14 protein-coding genes and 1 pseudogene are annotated in these 15,361 nt (G+C 74.1%); 8 read left to right on the top strand and 7 right to left on the bottom strand.

All coding sequences use genetic code 11. From position 1 onward, the window contains the following. Nucleotides 1–28: 28 nt before the first annotated feature. Genes O7609_RS07285 through O7609_RS07260 form a run of 6 tightly spaced genes read right to left on the bottom strand, consistent with a single transcriptional unit; the run spans nt 29 to nt 5,725 of the window. Nucleotides 29–436 carry a DUF6917 domain-containing protein gene (locus tag O7609_RS07285; protein WP_219091835.1) on the bottom strand — a complete coding sequence of 136 codons (408 nt, stop codon included), beginning with the start codon at nt 434–436 and terminating at the stop codon, nt 29–31. Then, nucleotides 433–1,422, bottom strand: coding sequence for a Gfo/Idh/MocA family protein (locus tag O7609_RS07280; protein WP_269734137.1), 990 nt, complete (start codon nt 1,420–1,422; stop codon nt 433–435). The genes O7609_RS07285 and O7609_RS07280 overlap by 4 nt, the downstream gene beginning before the upstream one ends. After that, complete coding sequence (locus tag O7609_RS07275; protein WP_269734136.1) at nt 1,419–2,522, bottom strand: Ldh family oxidoreductase; 1,104 nt, start codon at nt 2,520–2,522, stop codon at nt 1,419–1,421. The genes O7609_RS07280 and O7609_RS07275 overlap by 4 nt, the downstream gene beginning before the upstream one ends. Continuing rightward, complete coding sequence (locus tag O7609_RS07270) at nt 2,519–3,817, bottom strand: M20/M25/M40 family metallo-hydrolase (protein WP_269734135.1); 1,299 nt, start codon at nt 3,815–3,817, stop codon at nt 2,519–2,521. Before O7609_RS07270 ends, O7609_RS07275 begins: the two co-directional genes overlap by 4 nt. After that, on the bottom strand, nt 3,814–4,689 hold the full coding sequence (locus O7609_RS07265) for a sugar phosphate isomerase/epimerase family protein (RefSeq protein WP_269734134.1): 876 nt from the start codon (nt 4,687–4,689) through the stop codon (nt 3,814–3,816). Before O7609_RS07265 ends, O7609_RS07270 begins: the two co-directional genes overlap by 4 nt. Next, nucleotides 4,679–5,725, bottom strand: a complete 1,047-nt coding sequence (locus O7609_RS07260) for a hypothetical protein (RefSeq protein ID WP_269743268.1) — start codon at nt 5,723–5,725, stop codon at nt 4,679–4,681. The genes O7609_RS07265 and O7609_RS07260 overlap by 11 nt, the downstream gene beginning before the upstream one ends. Nucleotides 5,726–6,029: 304 nt before the next feature. Between O7609_RS07260 and O7609_RS07255 the strand changes: the two are divergent. From O7609_RS07255 to O7609_RS07230, 6 genes and pseudogenes are all read left to right on the top strand, one after another. Further along, nucleotides 6,030–6,182 (top strand): annotated as a pseudogene (locus O7609_RS07255) (winged helix-turn-helix domain-containing protein); the annotation flags it as partial. 122 nt (nt 6,183–6,304) lie between these two features. Next, the gene (locus O7609_RS07250) at nt 6,305–6,868 is read left to right on the top strand and encodes a sigma-70 family RNA polymerase sigma factor (RefSeq protein ID WP_443072079.1); all 564 of its coding nucleotides are present in this window, start codon (nt 6,305–6,307) and stop codon (nt 6,866–6,868) included. Then, on the top strand, nt 6,865–7,581 hold the full coding sequence (locus O7609_RS07245) for an anti-sigma factor family protein (RefSeq protein ID WP_269743267.1): 717 nt from the start codon (nt 6,865–6,867) through the stop codon (nt 7,579–7,581). Before O7609_RS07250 ends, O7609_RS07245 begins: the two co-directional genes overlap by 4 nt. A gap of 150 nt (nt 7,582–7,731) precedes the next feature. Further along, entirely contained in the window at nt 7,732–10,020 is a 2,289-nt protein-coding gene (locus O7609_RS07240; RefSeq protein WP_332328050.1) for a HelD family protein, read from the top strand. A gap of 559 nt (nt 10,021–10,579) precedes the next feature. Next, the gene (locus O7609_RS07235) at nt 10,580–11,983 is read left to right on the top strand and encodes an NAD-dependent malic enzyme (protein WP_269734102.1); all 1,404 of its coding nucleotides are present in this window, start codon (nt 10,580–10,582) and stop codon (nt 11,981–11,983) included. Between the two features lie 357 nt (nt 11,984–12,340). Then, complete coding sequence (locus O7609_RS07230; protein WP_219091798.1) at nt 12,341–12,622, top strand: HU family DNA-binding protein; 282 nt, start codon at nt 12,341–12,343, stop codon at nt 12,620–12,622. Between the two features lie 165 nt (nt 12,623–12,787). On the opposite strand, the gene murA is transcribed toward O7609_RS07230, so the two are convergent. Next, entirely contained in the window at nt 12,788–14,113 is a 1,326-nt protein-coding gene (murA, locus tag O7609_RS07225) for a UDP-N-acetylglucosamine 1-carboxyvinyltransferase (RefSeq protein ID WP_269734101.1), read from the bottom strand. Nucleotides 14,114–14,306: 193 nt separating this feature from the next. Here murA and O7609_RS07220 point away from each other — a divergent pair, with 193 nt between their 5' ends. Continuing rightward, entirely contained in the window at nt 14,307–14,870 is a 564-nt protein-coding gene (locus O7609_RS07220) for a YqgE/AlgH family protein (RefSeq protein ID WP_269734100.1), read from the top strand. 42 nt (nt 14,871–14,912) lie between these two features. After that, nucleotides 14,913–15,212 (top strand): DUF3039 domain-containing protein, encoded by a 300-nt coding sequence (locus O7609_RS07215; protein ID WP_269734099.1) that lies wholly within the window; start codon nt 14,913–14,915, stop codon nt 15,210–15,212. Nucleotides 15,213–15,361 lie beyond the last annotated feature (149 nt).

Below are 15,361 nucleotides of genomic sequence, written 5' to 3'. Positions count from 1 at the left end.
GTTGCCCGTGCCGTTCCCGGCCTTCGGGTCAGTGGGTGGGACCAAAGCGCACCTCCATGTTCGGCGCCAGCCCCAGCTCCGGGCCGGTGACGGTCTTCTCGGTGGCGATGAGCACGTTGTAGTGGTTGGGGAAGTGGCAGGAGTCGAAGCCCAGCACAGTGCCGACCCGTCGGCCGTTCGCCCAGACCTCGTCGCCGCGGTCGATGACACCGCCCGCCTCGATCTCCACGAAGCCGAGGAAACCGACGCGGTCGACCCGGGCGCCGGGCGTGGTGTCGTGCTGGTCGGTGGTGACGAGTTCGTGGATCTCCTCGCGCCGTACGCAGCGGCTCGCGTACTCCTCCAGCCGCATGCCCCGGTTCTCCTTGCGGTGGATGAGGATCTTCACCAGCGATCCGCTGACCGTGCGCTTTCCGCCGTCCTCGGCCGGGTTCACCGTGAGGCTCCTTCCGTGACGGGGGCGGCGACGGGCGTGCCGCCCGTGGACTCCCGGGCCCGGGCCGCCTCGTGCTCGTAGACGGCGGCGACCAGCTCCAGGGCCGCGAGGCCGCCCTCGCTCGGGTCGGCGCCGGCGCGGACGGTCGCCGCGAACTCCCGCAGGACGCCCTCGTACTCGTGCCACAGCGACTGCTTGAACCCGTCGTGGCCGCCGAGCATGTCGGCGGTGCGGACCTGGCCGTCGGCCAGGCGGACCTCGATGTCCTTGCGCTCGCCCGCGTAGGACCAGTCGAGCAGGACCCGGGCCGTCGCCCCGCCCGGGGCGCGCAGCTCCACGTCCGCCTGGCGGTCCACTCCGTCGCCGTCCCGCGTCACGGTGGCGCCGGTCAGCTCCACCGGACCGAGGAACTGGCGGACGGTGTCGAACGCGTTGGGGCCGTTGTCGGCCACGCAGCCGCCGCCGCACCGCTCCGGGTCCAGATACCAGCGGTCGTCCCCGGCGTGTTCCTCGATCCGCTCCAGGTAGCGGACCGTCACGGAGCTGATGGGCGTGGACTCCGGCAGCGACTCCAGCAGCGTCAGCGCGTTGTCGTTGTAGCGGCGGTGGAAGGACGTGAACAGGGGCACACCCCTGGCCCGCGCGGCGGCCACCAGCGCGCGCCCGTCCGAGACGCGGGTGGCGAGCGGCTTCTCCACGCACACCGCGACCCCGGCCCCGACCAGGTCGGTGCACAGGGCGGCGTGGACGTCGTTGGGCACGTTGACGACGGCCGCGTCCAGCCCGGCCTCGGCGAGCATGTCGCGGTGATCGGTGTAGCACGCCGTCCGCCCCCGGTACGGGGCGAGCGCCTCCGGCCGCAGGTCGCACACGGCGGCCAGCTCGACCTCGGCGAGTTCGTCGAACGCCGCCGCGTAGAAGCGGGAGATGACGCCGAGCCCGATGATGCCCACGCGCAGCGGGCGCGGCTCCTCCGTGGTGCTCATGCCTGCTCTCCTTCCGGCGGGGTGAGACGGAGTTCGGCCGCGACGTCGCGCAGCTCGGCCAGCAGCTCGGGTGCGACCGGCACGCCCTGCCCCAGCGCCTCGGCGCGCAGGGCCGCCTCGCGGCTGCCCGGGTAGCCGACCGGGGCGTCCGGACGCAGCGGCGGGCAGCCGGTCAGGGCACCGAACAGCGCGCCGGCGTCCGACAGGAAGGCGTCGGCCGGGCGCAGGGCTCCGGGCGCGACGACGAGGGCGACGACGCCGATGTCGTCGTCCCGGCCGCTCGGCCCGCCGGTGCCCTCGTAGGCGTCCGGGGAGGGGCCGAGCCCGGCGCCGGGGACCAGCGCGGCGAGCACCTCCACCAGCAGGGCGAGACCGTAGCCCTTGTAGGCGCCCGTCTCGGGCCGGCCGCCCAGCCACAGCGGGAAGCCCTCGCCGCGGTCCAGAGCGTGCGGGTCGGTGACGGGGGAGCCCTCGGCGTCCACCATCCAGCCCTCGGGTATCTCCCGACCGGCCCTGGCCGCCTCCCGGATCTTGCCCGTGGGGACCGCGGTGGTGCTCATGTCCAGCACGTAGGGCGGCAGCTCGGGCCCGGCGGGCGCCGCGACGCTCAGCGGGTTGGTGCCCAGCATGGCCACCCGGCCGCCCGGCGGACGGGCGATGCGCTGCTGCCCGCAGTTGGAGGCGAGCACGCCGACCATGCCGCGCTCCGCGACCCGTGCGGTGTGGTGCCCGGCGCAGCCGAAGTGCGTTGCGCCGCGCACGGAGACCATGCCGATGCCGTATTCGGCCGCCCGCTCGGCGGCGAGGTCCATCGCCTCGGTGGCCTGCCAGAGGCCGAGGGCCTGATGGGCGTCGACGAGGACCGCCGCGCCCCGGTCGCTGAGGATCTCCGGCTCGGCGTCGGCCACCATCCGCTTGTCCTGGAACTGCGGGAGGTAGAGCCGGGTGAGGTTGGCCAGGCCGTGCGAGCGCATACCGGCGAGGTCGCCGTAGACGAGGGCCTCGGCGGCGAGCCGGGCCCGGCCCTCGGGCACGCCCAGCTCGGCGAAGACGTCGGCGGCGAAGTCGCGCAGCCGCTCGTAGGGAACGCGTGGCGTCATGGCTGTCCGTTCGTAGCGTGAGCGAATCGGGTGAGGAGGGCGGCGACGGAGCCCGCGAACTCCTCCAGGTCCGTCAGGTCGGCGTGCTCACCGGCCGCGTGGGCGCCGTTGGCGTCCAGGTCACCGGGGCCGAGGACGACGGTGTGGGCGCCCTCCACTCCGTGCATCCAGATCGCGTCGCAGGTGCACGCGGGGGCCTCGGGCGGCGCGGCGGCCACCCCGGCCGAGCGCAGGAGCGCCTCCGCCCAGGGATCGTGGCCGTCCAGCGCGGGCAGGCCGCGCTTGAGCCACTCCAGGCGGGTGACGCGCTCGGCCTCGGCCGCCGTCAGCCCGAAGCCGGGCACCTCGGCGAAGCGCTCGGCGAAGGAGCGCAGCCCCGCGGCCAGCTCCTCCTCCAGCGCGCCGGTGAGCAGCCGGCCGGACTCCGTGGTCGGGTAGGCGAGGTTCAGGAGCAGCTTTCCGCTGCCGTAGACCTTGTTGTGCAGCTCTCCGGTGTGCAGCCCGGCCACGCACACCCTGGTGCCGGGCACCCTGCCGCAGAGCGTTCCGGCGAGGTGCGCGGCCAGGTGGCCGAGGAGCACGGTGGCGTTGTGCCCGCCGCCGGGGTGGTCGTCGATGGAGTCGGTGCCCTGGACGGTGACCCGGGCCGTGGCCGCCGCGGTGGAGCGCGGCACCGCGAGGTTGCGGCTGGGCTCGCAGAAGACGTTGAGCCGGCCGGTGTGCCCGGCCTCGACCAGCGGGCGGGTGCCGAACACGCCCATGGCGCCGCCCTCCTCGCCGGAGACGAGCTGGATCAGCACGCCCGTCGACTCGCCCAGCTCCGGGACGGTGGCGATCGCCTCGCGCACCCCGGCCAGCAGGGCCACGGCCGGACCCTTGGCGTCGATGGAGCCCCGCCCCTCGAAGCGGCCCGCGTGGAAGGAGGGCTCCCAGAAGCCATCGACGGTGTCGACGTGCACGTTGAACATGACCGTGCGCTCGCGCGGCAGGCCGGGACCCAGCCGCAGCACCATGCTCGGCTGCTCGGCGAGGAAGCCCGGGACGCGGGCGGCGGCCTCGCGCACGGTGACCGGGACGCCCGGCAGCTCCAGCACGGAGGCGGGGGCCGCCGCGTGGTGCACCACCGAGAAGCCGAGCGCGGCGGCGGCCTCCGCGTAGCGGTGCTGGGCCTCCCACAACCGCGGCGGCGGGGTGCCCTCGGCCGCCTCCAGCAGCCCCACGGTGGGCAGCTCCAGCAGCTCCAGCAGCAGGTCGAGATCGGCCGGGAGCAGCTTCACCGGTTCCGCGCCGGTCACGTGGCCTCCCCGGCGAGCCCCGCGAACAGCGCCTCCAGCGCCCGGCCGTAGCCGACGAAGGCCGCCACGCCGTCCTCCCCGGAGGTGGCCAGCGACTCGTGCGGGCGCACGTTGATGTGCGGCTCGATGGACCACACGCCCCGGTAGCCGGACTCCGTCAGGTACCGGACGGCGTCGGCGACCCGGCAGCGCCCGTCGCCGGGGAGGGTGTAGCGGACGTCGTCCCGCGTGCCGACGGCGTCCTTGATGTGCACGTGGGCGACGTGCGGTGCGATGCTCGGCAGCAGGTCGTAGGCCTCGTAGTCGTAGGCGACGCCGTTGCCGGTGTCGAAGAGCAGCTTCAGCGCCGGGCTGTCCACGGCCTCCAGCAGCCCGAGCATGCGCTCGGCGCTGCTGCCCGCCCAGCCCGCGCAGTTCTCGTGCAGCAGGACCAGCCCGGCGTCCTCCGCATGGGCGGTCAGCTTGCCCATACGGTCCAGGACGGCGTCCCGCCAGCGCTCCTCGCTCCAGCCGTCGTTCGGATAGGACATGACGCGCACGTTGCGGGTGCCCAACCGCTCGCAGCGGTCCGCGAGGATGCGCAGCTCCCGCAGGTCCTCCTCGAAGTCCCCGCTGATGGGGCGGGCCCAGTTGGCGATGCGGGAGTCCACGCAGGTGACGCCGAGGCCGGCCGCGGCCAGCCGCTCGGTCAGCCGGCCGAAGGCCGCGTCGTCCAGGTCCGCCAGCGCCGTGCCGTCGACGGAGCGCAGCTCGATGCCGCTCCAGCCCAGGGTGGTGAGGGCGCTGAGCTGCTCGTCGAGGGAGGCTCCCGCCTCGTCCCCGATACCGCTCAGCAAGGGGGCGGCGAAGGGTGCCGCGGTGTCAGCTCGCATGGAGTCCGTCCTTTCCGGGGCCGGCCGCCGCGCCGGCCGGCTCCCCGTGCTCCGCCCGTCGCTTCGCCTGCTCCAAGAGCTCCACGACGTGGGCCTGGAGCTCGAAGTCCGCGGCGAGGTCGGCGCCGTCGGCGAAGGCGCGGTAGGCGTGCAGCAGGCAGGCGTCCATCGCCTGGTCGTGGAAGATCTCGTGTTCCGCCGTCATCCCGAGCGGCGTCACGCGCAGCTGGGCGTACGGGTCGTCACCGCTGACCGGGTAGTGCCCGAGGGCGGTGCCGGCGTCGAACTCCAGCAGGATGCTGCGCTCGCGCACCGGGGCCACCAGGTCGCAGTCGATCGTGGTGACCACTCCGCCGTCGTGCCGCAGCGTCAGGCCCGCACTGCCCATCCGGGGCGCCACGCGGCGGCCGTCGGTGGCGTCGCTCCACTCCGCCGCGGTGACCCGCCCGCCGCCCGCCAGCCGCAGCGCGACGCCCACCGAGTGCGGCGGCTCGACGTCGAACGCCGTCGGATGGCTGCTGTTGCGCAGCGTGCGGCCGAGCCGCGGCTTGCGCTGGTGCACCGTGACCCGGCGCAGTGCCCCGAGCCGCCCCGAACCCACCAGCGTCGCCAGCCGTTCCGTGAGGGAACTGTGCAGCCACGGGCCGACGACGGCGACGTCCAGCCCGTACGCGTCCCGCGCCCGGCGCAGCTCGGCCACCGTCGCGGTGTCCGCGCCCAGCGGTTTCTCCACCAGGAGGCGGCGGTAGCCGAGCGCCGCCAGCTCGTGCAGCAGGGGCACCCGCGCCGTCGGCGGCGTGCACAGGTGGACGACGGTCCGCGCCGGATCGCGCAGCGCGGCCGCCGCGGCGAGCGTGGGCACGATCTCCAGCCCGGCGGGTACGTCGAGTACCGGCGGCGGCAGGGCGTCGTAGCCCATCGGGGCGGAGTCGGCGAAGAGCGCGCCACCCGCCCCGCTCTCGCGCAGGCGGTGCACCACCGGAAGGTGCAGGTCCCGTCCGGAGCGTCCAATCCCCACGACCAGTGTGTGCAGCAACGGGCCTCCTCAAGGACTCGCGGCGGAGGCTTCACGCTAAGGCGAGAGCGGCGTCACGGTGATTGGCAAATACCTGCCTGCCAGGCGCCGGTGGGCACGCACTGAATTGCCATGGCAGGCCGCTTCGGCCACTCCCTAGCCTGAAGGACCGCTACCAAGGGGGTTGTTCGATGACCGTCGCCGAGAACGTCGAGGCCGCCGCGCCGCAGTCGGGCGTGGACTACGTCTTCGATCCCACGTGGGACCAGGAGACGGAGCGGCTGCGCACCAACGAGGCGCTGTGGGACGCGGGCACGATCGAGCGGCTGGAGCGGAGCTGCTGCGGGCCCTGCCCGGCGCGGGCCGCGACGAGCACGCCGTCGAGACGGCGATGGCCCGGCTGCGCTCGGCGCTCGGCGCGCCCAAGCTGATCCAGACCGTCGTCAAGCGCGGCTACCGGCTGGCGGTCGACGCCTGAGGCGCTCGCCCCGCCCGACGCGGGCCCCGACCGTTGAACGGACGGGCTCCGGCGTGCGTACCGCTGGGTGAGTGCGGCGCCCGGCGGGCGGGACGGCGCGTCGGCCGCCGAGCGGGGAGCGCATGCGTATCGACCGGGGACACAGCGTGGGTGAGGATGCCGTCGTGGCCGACCGAACGTCGCAGGACGACGCCCTCATGCGAGCGCTCTACGACGAGCACGCGGGCGCGCTGCTGGCTTTCGTGCTGCGCCTGGTCGGAGGCGACCGGCACCGCGCCGAGGACGTCGTCCAGGAGACGCTGCTGCGGGCCTGGCGCAACGCCGACCAGCTCCGGCGCGCCGCCGGCTCGGTGCGGCCCTGGCTGGTGACGGTCGCCCGCCGCATCGTCATCGACGCCCACCGCGGCCGGCAGGCCCGCCCGCACGAGGTGGACGCCGCGCCGCTGGAGACGCTCCCGGCCGCCGACGAGATCGACCGGGCCCTGCGCCTCATGACGATCGCCGAGGCCATGGCGGACCTGACCGAGCACCACCGCTCGGCCCTCGTCGAGACCTACCTCAGGGGCCGGACGGTCAACGAGGCGGCCGAGGTGCTGGGCGTCCCGCCCGGTACCGTCCGGTCACGGGTCTTCTACGCGCTGCGCTCGCTGAAGCTCTCGCTGGAGGAAAGGGGGGTGACGGCATGACGTCGCACGCGCACCGCACCGACGTCGGCGCCTACGCCCTCGGCGCCCTCGACCCGGCGGACGCCGAGCGCTTCGAGGAGCATCTCGCCGACTGCCCGTCCTGCGCCCGGGAGCTGGAGGAGCTGCTCGGGCTGCGGTCCGTGCTCGCGGAGTTCGCGCAGGAAGCCCCCGCCACCGGGGACGACGGCGACGGGCTCACCGCCCGGCCCGCGCCCGGCATGCTGGACCGGCTGCTGGGCGCGGCGGCCGCCGAGCGGCGCCGACGCGGTCGTCGGCGCCTCGCGCTGGTCGCCGCCGCCCTCGCCCTGATCGTCGCCGGGCCCGTCGCGGGCGCCGCCTGGACGACGGGGCAGGACGCGGACCGGACACGGCCCGGCGCAGCCGCCGAGGCCGTGTACGCCGAGGGCGGCAAGCGGAGCGCGACGGACCCGGCGACCGGCGTCGCCGCCACCGTCGCCACCGTCCCGCGCGCCTGGGGGACGGAGGTCGCCGTCCGGCTCACCGGCGTCAGCGGGCCGCGCACCTGCGGGCTGGTGGCCGTCGGCAAGGACGGCACCGAGCAGACCGTCACCACCTGGACCGTCCCCGCCACCGGCTACACCCCGCGCGAGGAGCACTACTACCTGGGCGGGGCCGCCTACGACCGGTCCGCCATCGACCGCTTCGAGATCCGCACCCTCGACGGCGCGCACCTGGTGACGGTGCCGGGCTGAGCCGGGGGCGGCACCGGGCCGTCCGGCCGGGGGAGCCCGCCGGGCTGAGTGCGGGTCAGCTGACCACCGCTCCCCACCTTGGCGTACGGTGGACGGCTGCCCTGGACACAGCAGAAGGGGGCCCTTGCGTTGGAGGCGCAGGACACGAGCGTGCGGGACCGTGAGATCCACGCCGAGCAGAACCACCTGGACGCGGTCTACCGCCGCCTGGAGGAGAAGATCCACGAGGCCGAGTTCCTCATGGCCGACGCGGGGAAGCGCGCCCAGGTCGGCACGCCGGGAGCCCTCGCCGAGCGCGACGCCCAGGTGTTCCGGGCCGGGGTCCACCTCAACCGGCTCAACAGCGAGTTCGAGGACTTCCTCTTCGGCCGCATCGACCTCCTCGACGGCGAGGACGGCGAGAGGGGCCCCGACGGCGCCTACACCTCCGTCGAGCCCGCCGAGGACGCGATCCGCCCCGACGGGACGGCCGACGTCGCAGAGACCCTGCACATCGGCCGGCTCGGCGTGCTCGACGCCGACTACTCCCCCCTGGTCATCGACTGGCGCGCCCCCGCCGCCGCCCCCTTCTACCGTGCGACCCCGGTGGCCCCCGGCCGCGTCCTCCGGCGCCGGGTCATCCGCTCCCGCGGTCGGAAGGTCCTCGGTGTCGAGGACGACCTGCTGCGTCCCGGGCTCACCGCCCGCCTGAACGGCGAGGAGCTGCCCGTCGTCGGCGACGGCGCGCTGATGGCGGCGCTCGGCCGCGCCCGCGGGCATGCCATGCGCGACATCGTCGCCTCGATCCAGGCCGAGCAGGACGAGGTCATCCGCGCGCCCGCCGCCTCCGTCACCGAGGTCGAGGGCGGGCCGGGGACCGGCAAGACCGCCGTCGCCCTGCACCGTGCCGCCTACCTCCTCTACCGCGACCGCCGCCGCTACGCCGGGGGCATCCTCATCGTCAGCCCCACCCCGCTGCTCGTCTCCTACACCGAGGGTGTCCTGCCGTCCCTGGGGGAGGAGGGGCAGGTGGTGATCCGGGCGCTGGGCTCGCTGGTGGAGGGCGCCGAGGCCGACGCCCACGACCCGATGCCGGTGGCCCGGGTCAAGGGCTCTGGGCGGATGACGAAGGTGCTGCGCCGGGCCGCGCGCGGGACGCTGGAGCTGGCCGGGACCCGGGAGGCAGCGGCCGGACTGCGCGTCGTCGCCTTCGGCGCCCGGGTCGAGCTGGACGCCGAGGAGCTGCGGGCCGTGCGCGGTGCCGCCCTGGGCGGCACCGCACCGGTGAACCTGCTGCGCCCGCGCGCCCGCAAGCTGCTGCTCGACGCGCTGTGGGAGAAGTCGGGCGGGCCGCTGCGGTACCCGCCGGGGACGGACCCTGAGCTGGCCGCCGAGGCGCGGCAGGGCTTCGACGAGGACGTCGCGGAGGAGGACGCCTTCCAGGCGTTCCTGGCGGCGTGGTGGCCGGAGCTGACGCCCCGGCTGGTGCTCGCCGCCATGCGGGACGAGAAGCGGCTCGGCCGCTGGTCGCGCCGCTGGCTCCAGCCGCGCGAGGCCCGGCGGCTGGCCCGCTCGCTGTCCCGGCTGGACGCGGCCGGTAAGGGGCCGCTGTCCGTGCACGACGTCGCCCTGCTGGACGAGCTGCACTCCGTGCTCGGCGCCCCCGCCAAGCCGCGGAAGCGGGAGATCGACCCGCTGGACCAGTTCACCGGGCTGGCCGAGCTGACCACGGCCGCCGACCGCGACCCGACCCGGCGCGAGGCCCGGCCGGCCGGTCCCGCCGAGGAGCGCCGGGACTACGCGCACGTCATCGTCGACGAGGCGCAGGACCTCACGCCCATGCAGTGGCGCATGGTCGGTCGTCGGGGCCGCCAGGCCACCTGGACGGTGGTGGGCGACCCCGCGCAGTCCTCCTGGTCCGACCCGGAGGACGCCGCGGAGGCGCGCCGGGAGGCACTCGGCACCCGGCCCCGCCGCCGCTTCGAGCTGACGGTCAACTACCGCAACCCGGCCGAGGTCGCGGAGCTGGCCGCGCGGGTGCTGGCCCTGGCCATGCCCGGCGTGCAGCCGCCGAAGGCGGTCCGCTCGACCGGGCTCGTGCCCCGGTTCGCGCTGGCCGACGGCGACCTGGGCGCCCGGGTGCGCGAGGAGGCGCGGCGGCTGCTGGCGGAGGTCGAGGGCACGGTCGGCGTCGTCGTCCCGATGGCGGTCCGGGAGGCGGCGGCCGACTGGGTCGCCGGACTCGGCGACCGCGTGGTGGCCCTGGGCAGCCTGGAGGCCAAGGGGCTGGAGTACGACGCGACGGTCGTCGTGACCCCGGCGGACATCGCCGACGAGTCCCCGGCCGGGCTCCGGGTGCTCTACGTCGCGCTGACCCGGGCGACGCAGCGGCTGACGATCCTCGCCGGCGAGCGGGACCTCCCGGACGCGGCCGGCGTGCCGGACCTGCTGCGGGACTAGCCCTGACGGGCGGGGCGGCCGGACGCCCCGCCCGGGCCGTGGGGACAGCGGCCGGTCGCGCGCCGTCCCGGTCGCGCGCCGTCGTGGTCGGAGGGACCGGCCGTGCCGGAGACGCCCGCAACCCGGAGACGGAAATGACCAGGAGGCGGGCCCCTCGGGCCCGCCTCCTGGTGACGTTCAACGGCGCCGACCCGCCAGCTCGCCTCGCGGCAAGTGGTCGCTCTGAGCGACGAAGGTTGGGCCCGGGGGCATGGATCGGGCCGACGCCACGTCCAGGCTAACAAACGGGATTCCCTTACTCGAGACACCCGTTCGGCGGGGGTGGTGGAGCGGGGTGGCGCGCAGGCGCGGAACCGGCGGTGCCCGGACCTCCGTCCCCGGGAGTGCCCGGCCGGGGACGGAAGGGGAGGTCCGGGCTTCCGATACGAGAGCAACTCTCGTATGGTGGAATATCTTTTCCGGATCGCGCTCCGTTTACCGCGTACCCGACGGTAGGTGGGACGATTCGGAGGCAAACGCGCACCCGCGAAGTGCTTGAGTGAAAGCAGAGGAAGTCGGCATGGCTACGGCGCCCAGCGTCTCCTACTCGATGACCGTCCGGCTGGAGGTTCCGGTCGGCGGCTCGGCGGTCAGCCAGATCACCACGGTCGTGGAGTCGTCCGGCGGGCACGTCACCGCCCTCGACGTCACCGCCTCCGGGCACGAGCGGCTGCGCATCGACGTCACGGTCGCCGCGAGCTCCACCGACCACGCCAACGAGATCGTGCAGAAGCTCGGCGGGATCGACGGTGTGACGCTGGGGAAGGTCTCGGACCGCACCTTCCTCATGCACCTCGGCGGCAAGATCGAGATGTCGTCCAAGCATCCCATTCGCAACCGTGACGACCTCTCCATGGTCTACACCCCCGGTGTGGCCCGGGTGTGCACGCAGATCGCCGAGAACCCCGAGGACGCCCGCCGCCTGACCATCAAGCGCAACAGCGTCGCCGTCGTCACCGACGGCTCCGCCGTCCTCGGCCTCGGCAACATCGGCCCCCAGGCCGCGCTGCCGGTGATGGAGGGCAAGGCGGCCCTGTTCAAGCGGTTCGCGGGCATCGACGCCTGGCCGCTGTGCCTGGACACCCAGGACACCGACGCCATCGTGGAGATCGTCAAGGCCATCGCCCCCGGCTTCGCCGGCATCAACCTGGAGGACATCTCCGCGCCCCGCTGCTTCGAGATCGAGGCGCGGCTCCGGGAGGCCCTGGACATCCCCGTCTTCCACGACGACCAGCACGGCACCGCCATCGTCGTCCTCGCGGCCCTCCACAACGCCCTGCGGGTCGTCGGCAAGTCCATCGGCGACGTGCGGGTGGTCATGTCCGGCGCGGGCGCAGCCGGCACCGCCATCCTCAAGCTGCTCATCGCGGCGGGCGTCAAGCACTCCGTCGTCTGCGACATCAACGGCGTCGTCCACGCCGACCGCGACGACCTTCCCGCCGCCGGCACCGCCCTGCGCTGGATCGCGGACAACACCAACCCCGAGGGGGTCACCGGCACGCTCAAGGACGCGGTGGCCGGTGCCGACGTCTTCATCGGCGTCTCGGCGCCCAACGTCCTGACGGCCGAGGACGTGGCCACCATGGCGGACGGTGCCATCGTTTTCGCGCTCGCCAACCCCGACCCGGAGATCGACCCCGCCGTGGCCCGGCAGACCGCCGCCGTCGTGGCCACCGGCCGCTCCGACTTCCCCAACCAGATCAACAACGTCCTCGTCTTCCCGGGCGTCTTCCGCGGTCTGCTCGACGCGCAGTCCCACACGGTGACCGACGGCATGATGCTGGCCGCCGCCCGCGCCCTCGCGGACGTCGTGGGCGAGGAGGAGCTGAACCCGAACTACATCATCCCGAGCGTCTTCAACGAGAAGGTCTCCGGCGCGGTGGCCGGCGCCGTCCGCGAGGCCGCCCGGGCCTCCGGAGCCTGAGCCCCCGGCCGGGCCCCGGCCTGGGCCGGACGGCCGACGACCGAACGGGTGGCCGGGCCTCCGGGTGCCCGGGCGGGGGGCGGCGGCCGGGAACGGCGCGTCGCGGACGTGCCACAGCCGGGCCCCCGTAGGGTTGCGGGCGGACAAAGCCCGAGCAACGTCATCCTGACGCGACGGCGGAGCTTTTCGTGTGATGCGACGGGCCCCGGATTGGCTTTCCCGCCACTGGTGGGGGCAGGATGCGTGCCGGGCGCGAGGGTCTGGGAGCAGACCCGGGTCGCGGCACTGTCCGAGGGCCCTGGCAGCATCGGCTTCGTCTCACGCCTCAACGGCAAGAAGAACACGGGAGTAACACACATGAACCGCACTGAGCTGGTGGCCGCTCTGGCCGATCGCGCCGAGGTGACCCGCAAGGACGCCGACGCCGTTCTGGCCGCCCTCGCCGAGACGGTCGGCGAGGTCGTCGCCAAGGGCGACGAGAAGGTCACCATCCCGGGCTTCCTCACCTTCGAGCGCACCCACCGTGCCGCTCGCAGCGCCCGCAACCCGCAGACCGGCGAGCCGATCCAGATCCCGGCCGGCTACAGCGTCAAGGTCTCGGCGGGTTCCAAGCTGAAGGACGCCGCCAAGGGCAAGTAAGCCCCACGCGACAGCGCGGGCGGCTGTCCCGGTCACCAGGCCTGGGCAGCCGCCCCTTCGCGTTCCCGGACCCCGCCGGGGCGCCCGTGCCGCCCGCCGGGAAACAGGCGACAGCCCGCCCCGGATGCTCGGGGCGGGCTGTCGCGGAGGCTCGGGGCGAGGTGGTCAGGGGGTCTCGACCTTGGCGCCGAGGCCGGGGAGCTTCTCCATGAAGTTCTCGTAGCCCCGGTTGATCAGCTCGATACCGTGCACCCGCGAGGTGCCCTGGGCAGCCAGGGCGGCGATGAGGTACGAGAAGCCGCCGCGCAGGTCCGGGATGACCAGTTCCGCGGCCTGGAGCTTCGTCGGCCCCGACACGACCGCCGAGTGGAGGAAGTTCCGCTGGCCGAAGCGGCAGGGCGTGCCGCCCAGGCATTCGCGGTAGAGCTGGATGTGGGCGCCCATCTGGTTCAGCGCCTCGGTGAAGCCCAGCCGCGACTCGTACACCGTCTCGTGGACGATCGACAGGCCGGAGGCCTGGGTCAGGGCGACGACGAGGGGCTGCTGCCAGTCCGTCTGGAAGCCGGGGTGGACGTCCGTCTCCAGCGCGATCGCGTCGAGCGGGCCGCCGGGGTGCCAGAAGCGGATGCCCTCGTCCTCGACCTCGAAGACGCCCCCGACCTTGCGGTAGGTGTTGAGGAACGTCATCATCTCGCGCTGGCTGGCGCCCCGGACGAACACGCTGCCCTCGGTCGCCAGCGCGGCGCAGGCCCAGGACGCGGCCTCCAGCCGGTCGGGCAGGGCGCGGTGGCGGTAGCCGCCGAGCTTGTCCACGCCGGTGATACGGATGGTGCGGTCGGTGTCCATCGAGATGATCGCGCCCATCTTCTGGAGCACGCAGATCAGGTCCTCGATCTCCGGCTCCACGGCCGCGTTCGACAGCTCGGTCACGCCCTCGGCGAGCACGGCCGTGAGCAGCACCTGCTCGGTGGCGCCGACGGAGGGGTAGGGGAGCTGGATCTTCGTCCCGCGCAGCCGCTGCGGGGCCTCCAGGTACTGGCCCTCCGGCCGCTTCTCGATCACCGCGCCGAACTGGCGGAGCACGTCGAAGTGGAAGTCGATCGGCCGGCCGCCGATGTCGCAGCCGCCCAGCCCGGGGATGAAGGCGTGGCCCAGCCGGTGCAGCAGCGGGCCGCAGAACAGGATCGGGATGCGGGACGAGCCGGCATGCGCGTCGATGTCCGCGACGTCGGCGCTCTCCACGTTGGACGGGTCGAGCACGAGCTCATCGGATTCGGCGCCGCTGCGCACGGTCACCCCGTGCAGTTCGAGCAGCCCCCGCACCACGCGCACGTCACGGATGTCGGGAACGTTGCGCAGGCGGCTCGGCTCGCTGCCGAGCAGGGCCGCGACCATGGCCTTGGGCACGAGGTTCTTCGCGCCTCGGACCCGGATCTCGCCCTGGAGCGGGGTGCCGCCGTGGACGAGGAGGACGTCTTCGTTGCCGGTCATGGAACTCGCGATCTATCACATCTTTGGGCGGGGGACAGACGAATGGTAGCCGCCGTTCGACCGGGCTTCGCCAAACACGCGTCGATGCCTTCAGCTCCGACGTACGGCCGTCGGTCCGGACGGGACGCCCGGCCGGGCGCCGGGTACCGGAGTCCGGCACCCGGCGCGGGACGCGGTGCGGAATCATGGGGGCATGTCCTCCGAGGTGTCCTCGCTCACCGGACGGTTGCTCGTCGCCACTCCGGCGCTGACCGACCCGAACTTCGAGCGTGCCGTCGTGCTGCTCCTCGACCATGACGCGGACGGCTCCCTGGGGGTGGTGCTCAACCGGCCCACCCCCGTGGACGTCGGCGAGATCCTGGAGCCGTGGGCCGGGCTGGCGGGCGCGCCCGGTGTCGTCTTCCAGGGGGGACCGGTCTCGCTGGACGCCGCGCTGGGGGTGGCGCTCATCCCCGGTGGCGAGGGGCCCCTCGGCTGGCGCCGGGTGCACGGCGCGATCGGTCTCGTGGACCTCGACGCCCCGCCCGAGGTGCTCGCCGCCGAGCTGGGCTTCCTGCGGATCTTCGCCGGCTACGCGGGCTGGGGCGCCGGCCAGCTGGAGCAGGAGCTGGAGGAGGGCGCCTGGTACGTGGTGGACTCCGAGCCCGGCGACGTCTCGTCCCCCGACCCCGAGGGGCTGTGGCGCGCGGTGCTGCGGCGGCAGCGCGGCGTGCTCGCGCTGGTGGCCACCTACCCGGACGACCCGTCCCTCAACTGAGGCACGTCCCGCCGTCCGGACGGATCGGTACCCTTGGATGCCATGAGCACTCTTGAGCCCGAGCGCGGTACGGGTACCGGCACACTGGTCGAGCCGACGCCCCAGGTGTCGCACGGCGATGGCGACCACGAGCGCTACGCCCACTATGTCCAGAAGGACAAGATCATGGCGAGCGCGCTGGACGGCACGCCCGTGGTCGCGCTGTGCGGCAAGGTCTGGGTGCCCGGCCGCGACCCGAAAAAGTATCCGGTCTGCCCGCTGTGCAAGGAGATCTACGAGTCCATGAACAGCGGTGGCGACAAGAACGGCAAGGACGGCAAGGACGGCGGCGGCCGGAAGTGAGCCGAGCGGGCCGGGTCGCGCAGTTCCCGCCCGGCACCGCGCGCCGCGTCGGCGGCTGAGCGTTCCGTCCGTCGTCCGCGTACTTCCCCGCACCGGTTCTTCGCGTGCTTCCTCTCACCGGTCCGGTGCGGCTCCTTCGGACGCCCGAT

It is taken from the genome of Streptomyces sp. WMMC1477, from assembly GCF_027460245.1.
In the GTDB taxonomy this organism is placed as follows: Bacteria; Actinomycetota; Actinomycetes; order Streptomycetales; family Streptomycetaceae; genus Streptomyces.
Note: the sequence above shows the minus strand (reverse complement) of the source record. Positions and strands in the feature narration are given on the sequence as shown.

Excerpts from the sequence above, each read along its gene's own strand:
- O7609_RS07280 (WP_269734137.1), bottom strand. The coding sequence starts at position 1,422 with ATGAGCACCACGGAGGAGCCGCGCCCGCTGCGCGTGGGCATCATCGGG.
- O7609_RS07275 (WP_269734136.1), bottom strand. The coding sequence starts at position 2,522 with ATGACGCCACGCGTTCCCTACGAGCGGCTGCGCGACTTCGCCGCCGAC.
- O7609_RS07265 (WP_269734134.1), bottom strand. The coding sequence starts at position 4,689 with ATGCGAGCTGACACCGCGGCACCCTTCGCCGCCCCCTTGCTGAGCGGT.
- O7609_RS07250 (WP_443072079.1), top strand. The coding sequence starts at position 6,305 with ATGCGTATCGACCGGGGACACAGCGTGGGTGAGGATGCCGTCGTGGCC.
- O7609_RS07245 (WP_269743267.1), top strand. The coding sequence starts at position 6,865 with ATGACGTCGCACGCGCACCGCACCGACGTCGGCGCCTACGCCCTCGGC.
- O7609_RS07235 (WP_269734102.1), top strand. The coding sequence starts at position 10,580 with ATGGCTACGGCGCCCAGCGTCTCCTACTCGATGACCGTCCGGCTGGAG.
- O7609_RS07230 (WP_219091798.1), top strand. The coding sequence starts at position 12,341 with ATGAACCGCACTGAGCTGGTGGCCGCTCTGGCCGATCGCGCCGAGGTG.
- murA (WP_269734101.1), bottom strand. The coding sequence starts at position 14,113 with ATGACCGGCAACGAAGACGTCCTCCTCGTCCACGGCGGCACCCCGCTC.
- O7609_RS07220 (WP_269734100.1), top strand. The coding sequence starts at position 14,307 with ATGTCCTCCGAGGTGTCCTCGCTCACCGGACGGTTGCTCGTCGCCACT.
- O7609_RS07215 (WP_269734099.1), top strand. The coding sequence starts at position 14,913 with ATGAGCACTCTTGAGCCCGAGCGCGGTACGGGTACCGGCACACTGGTC.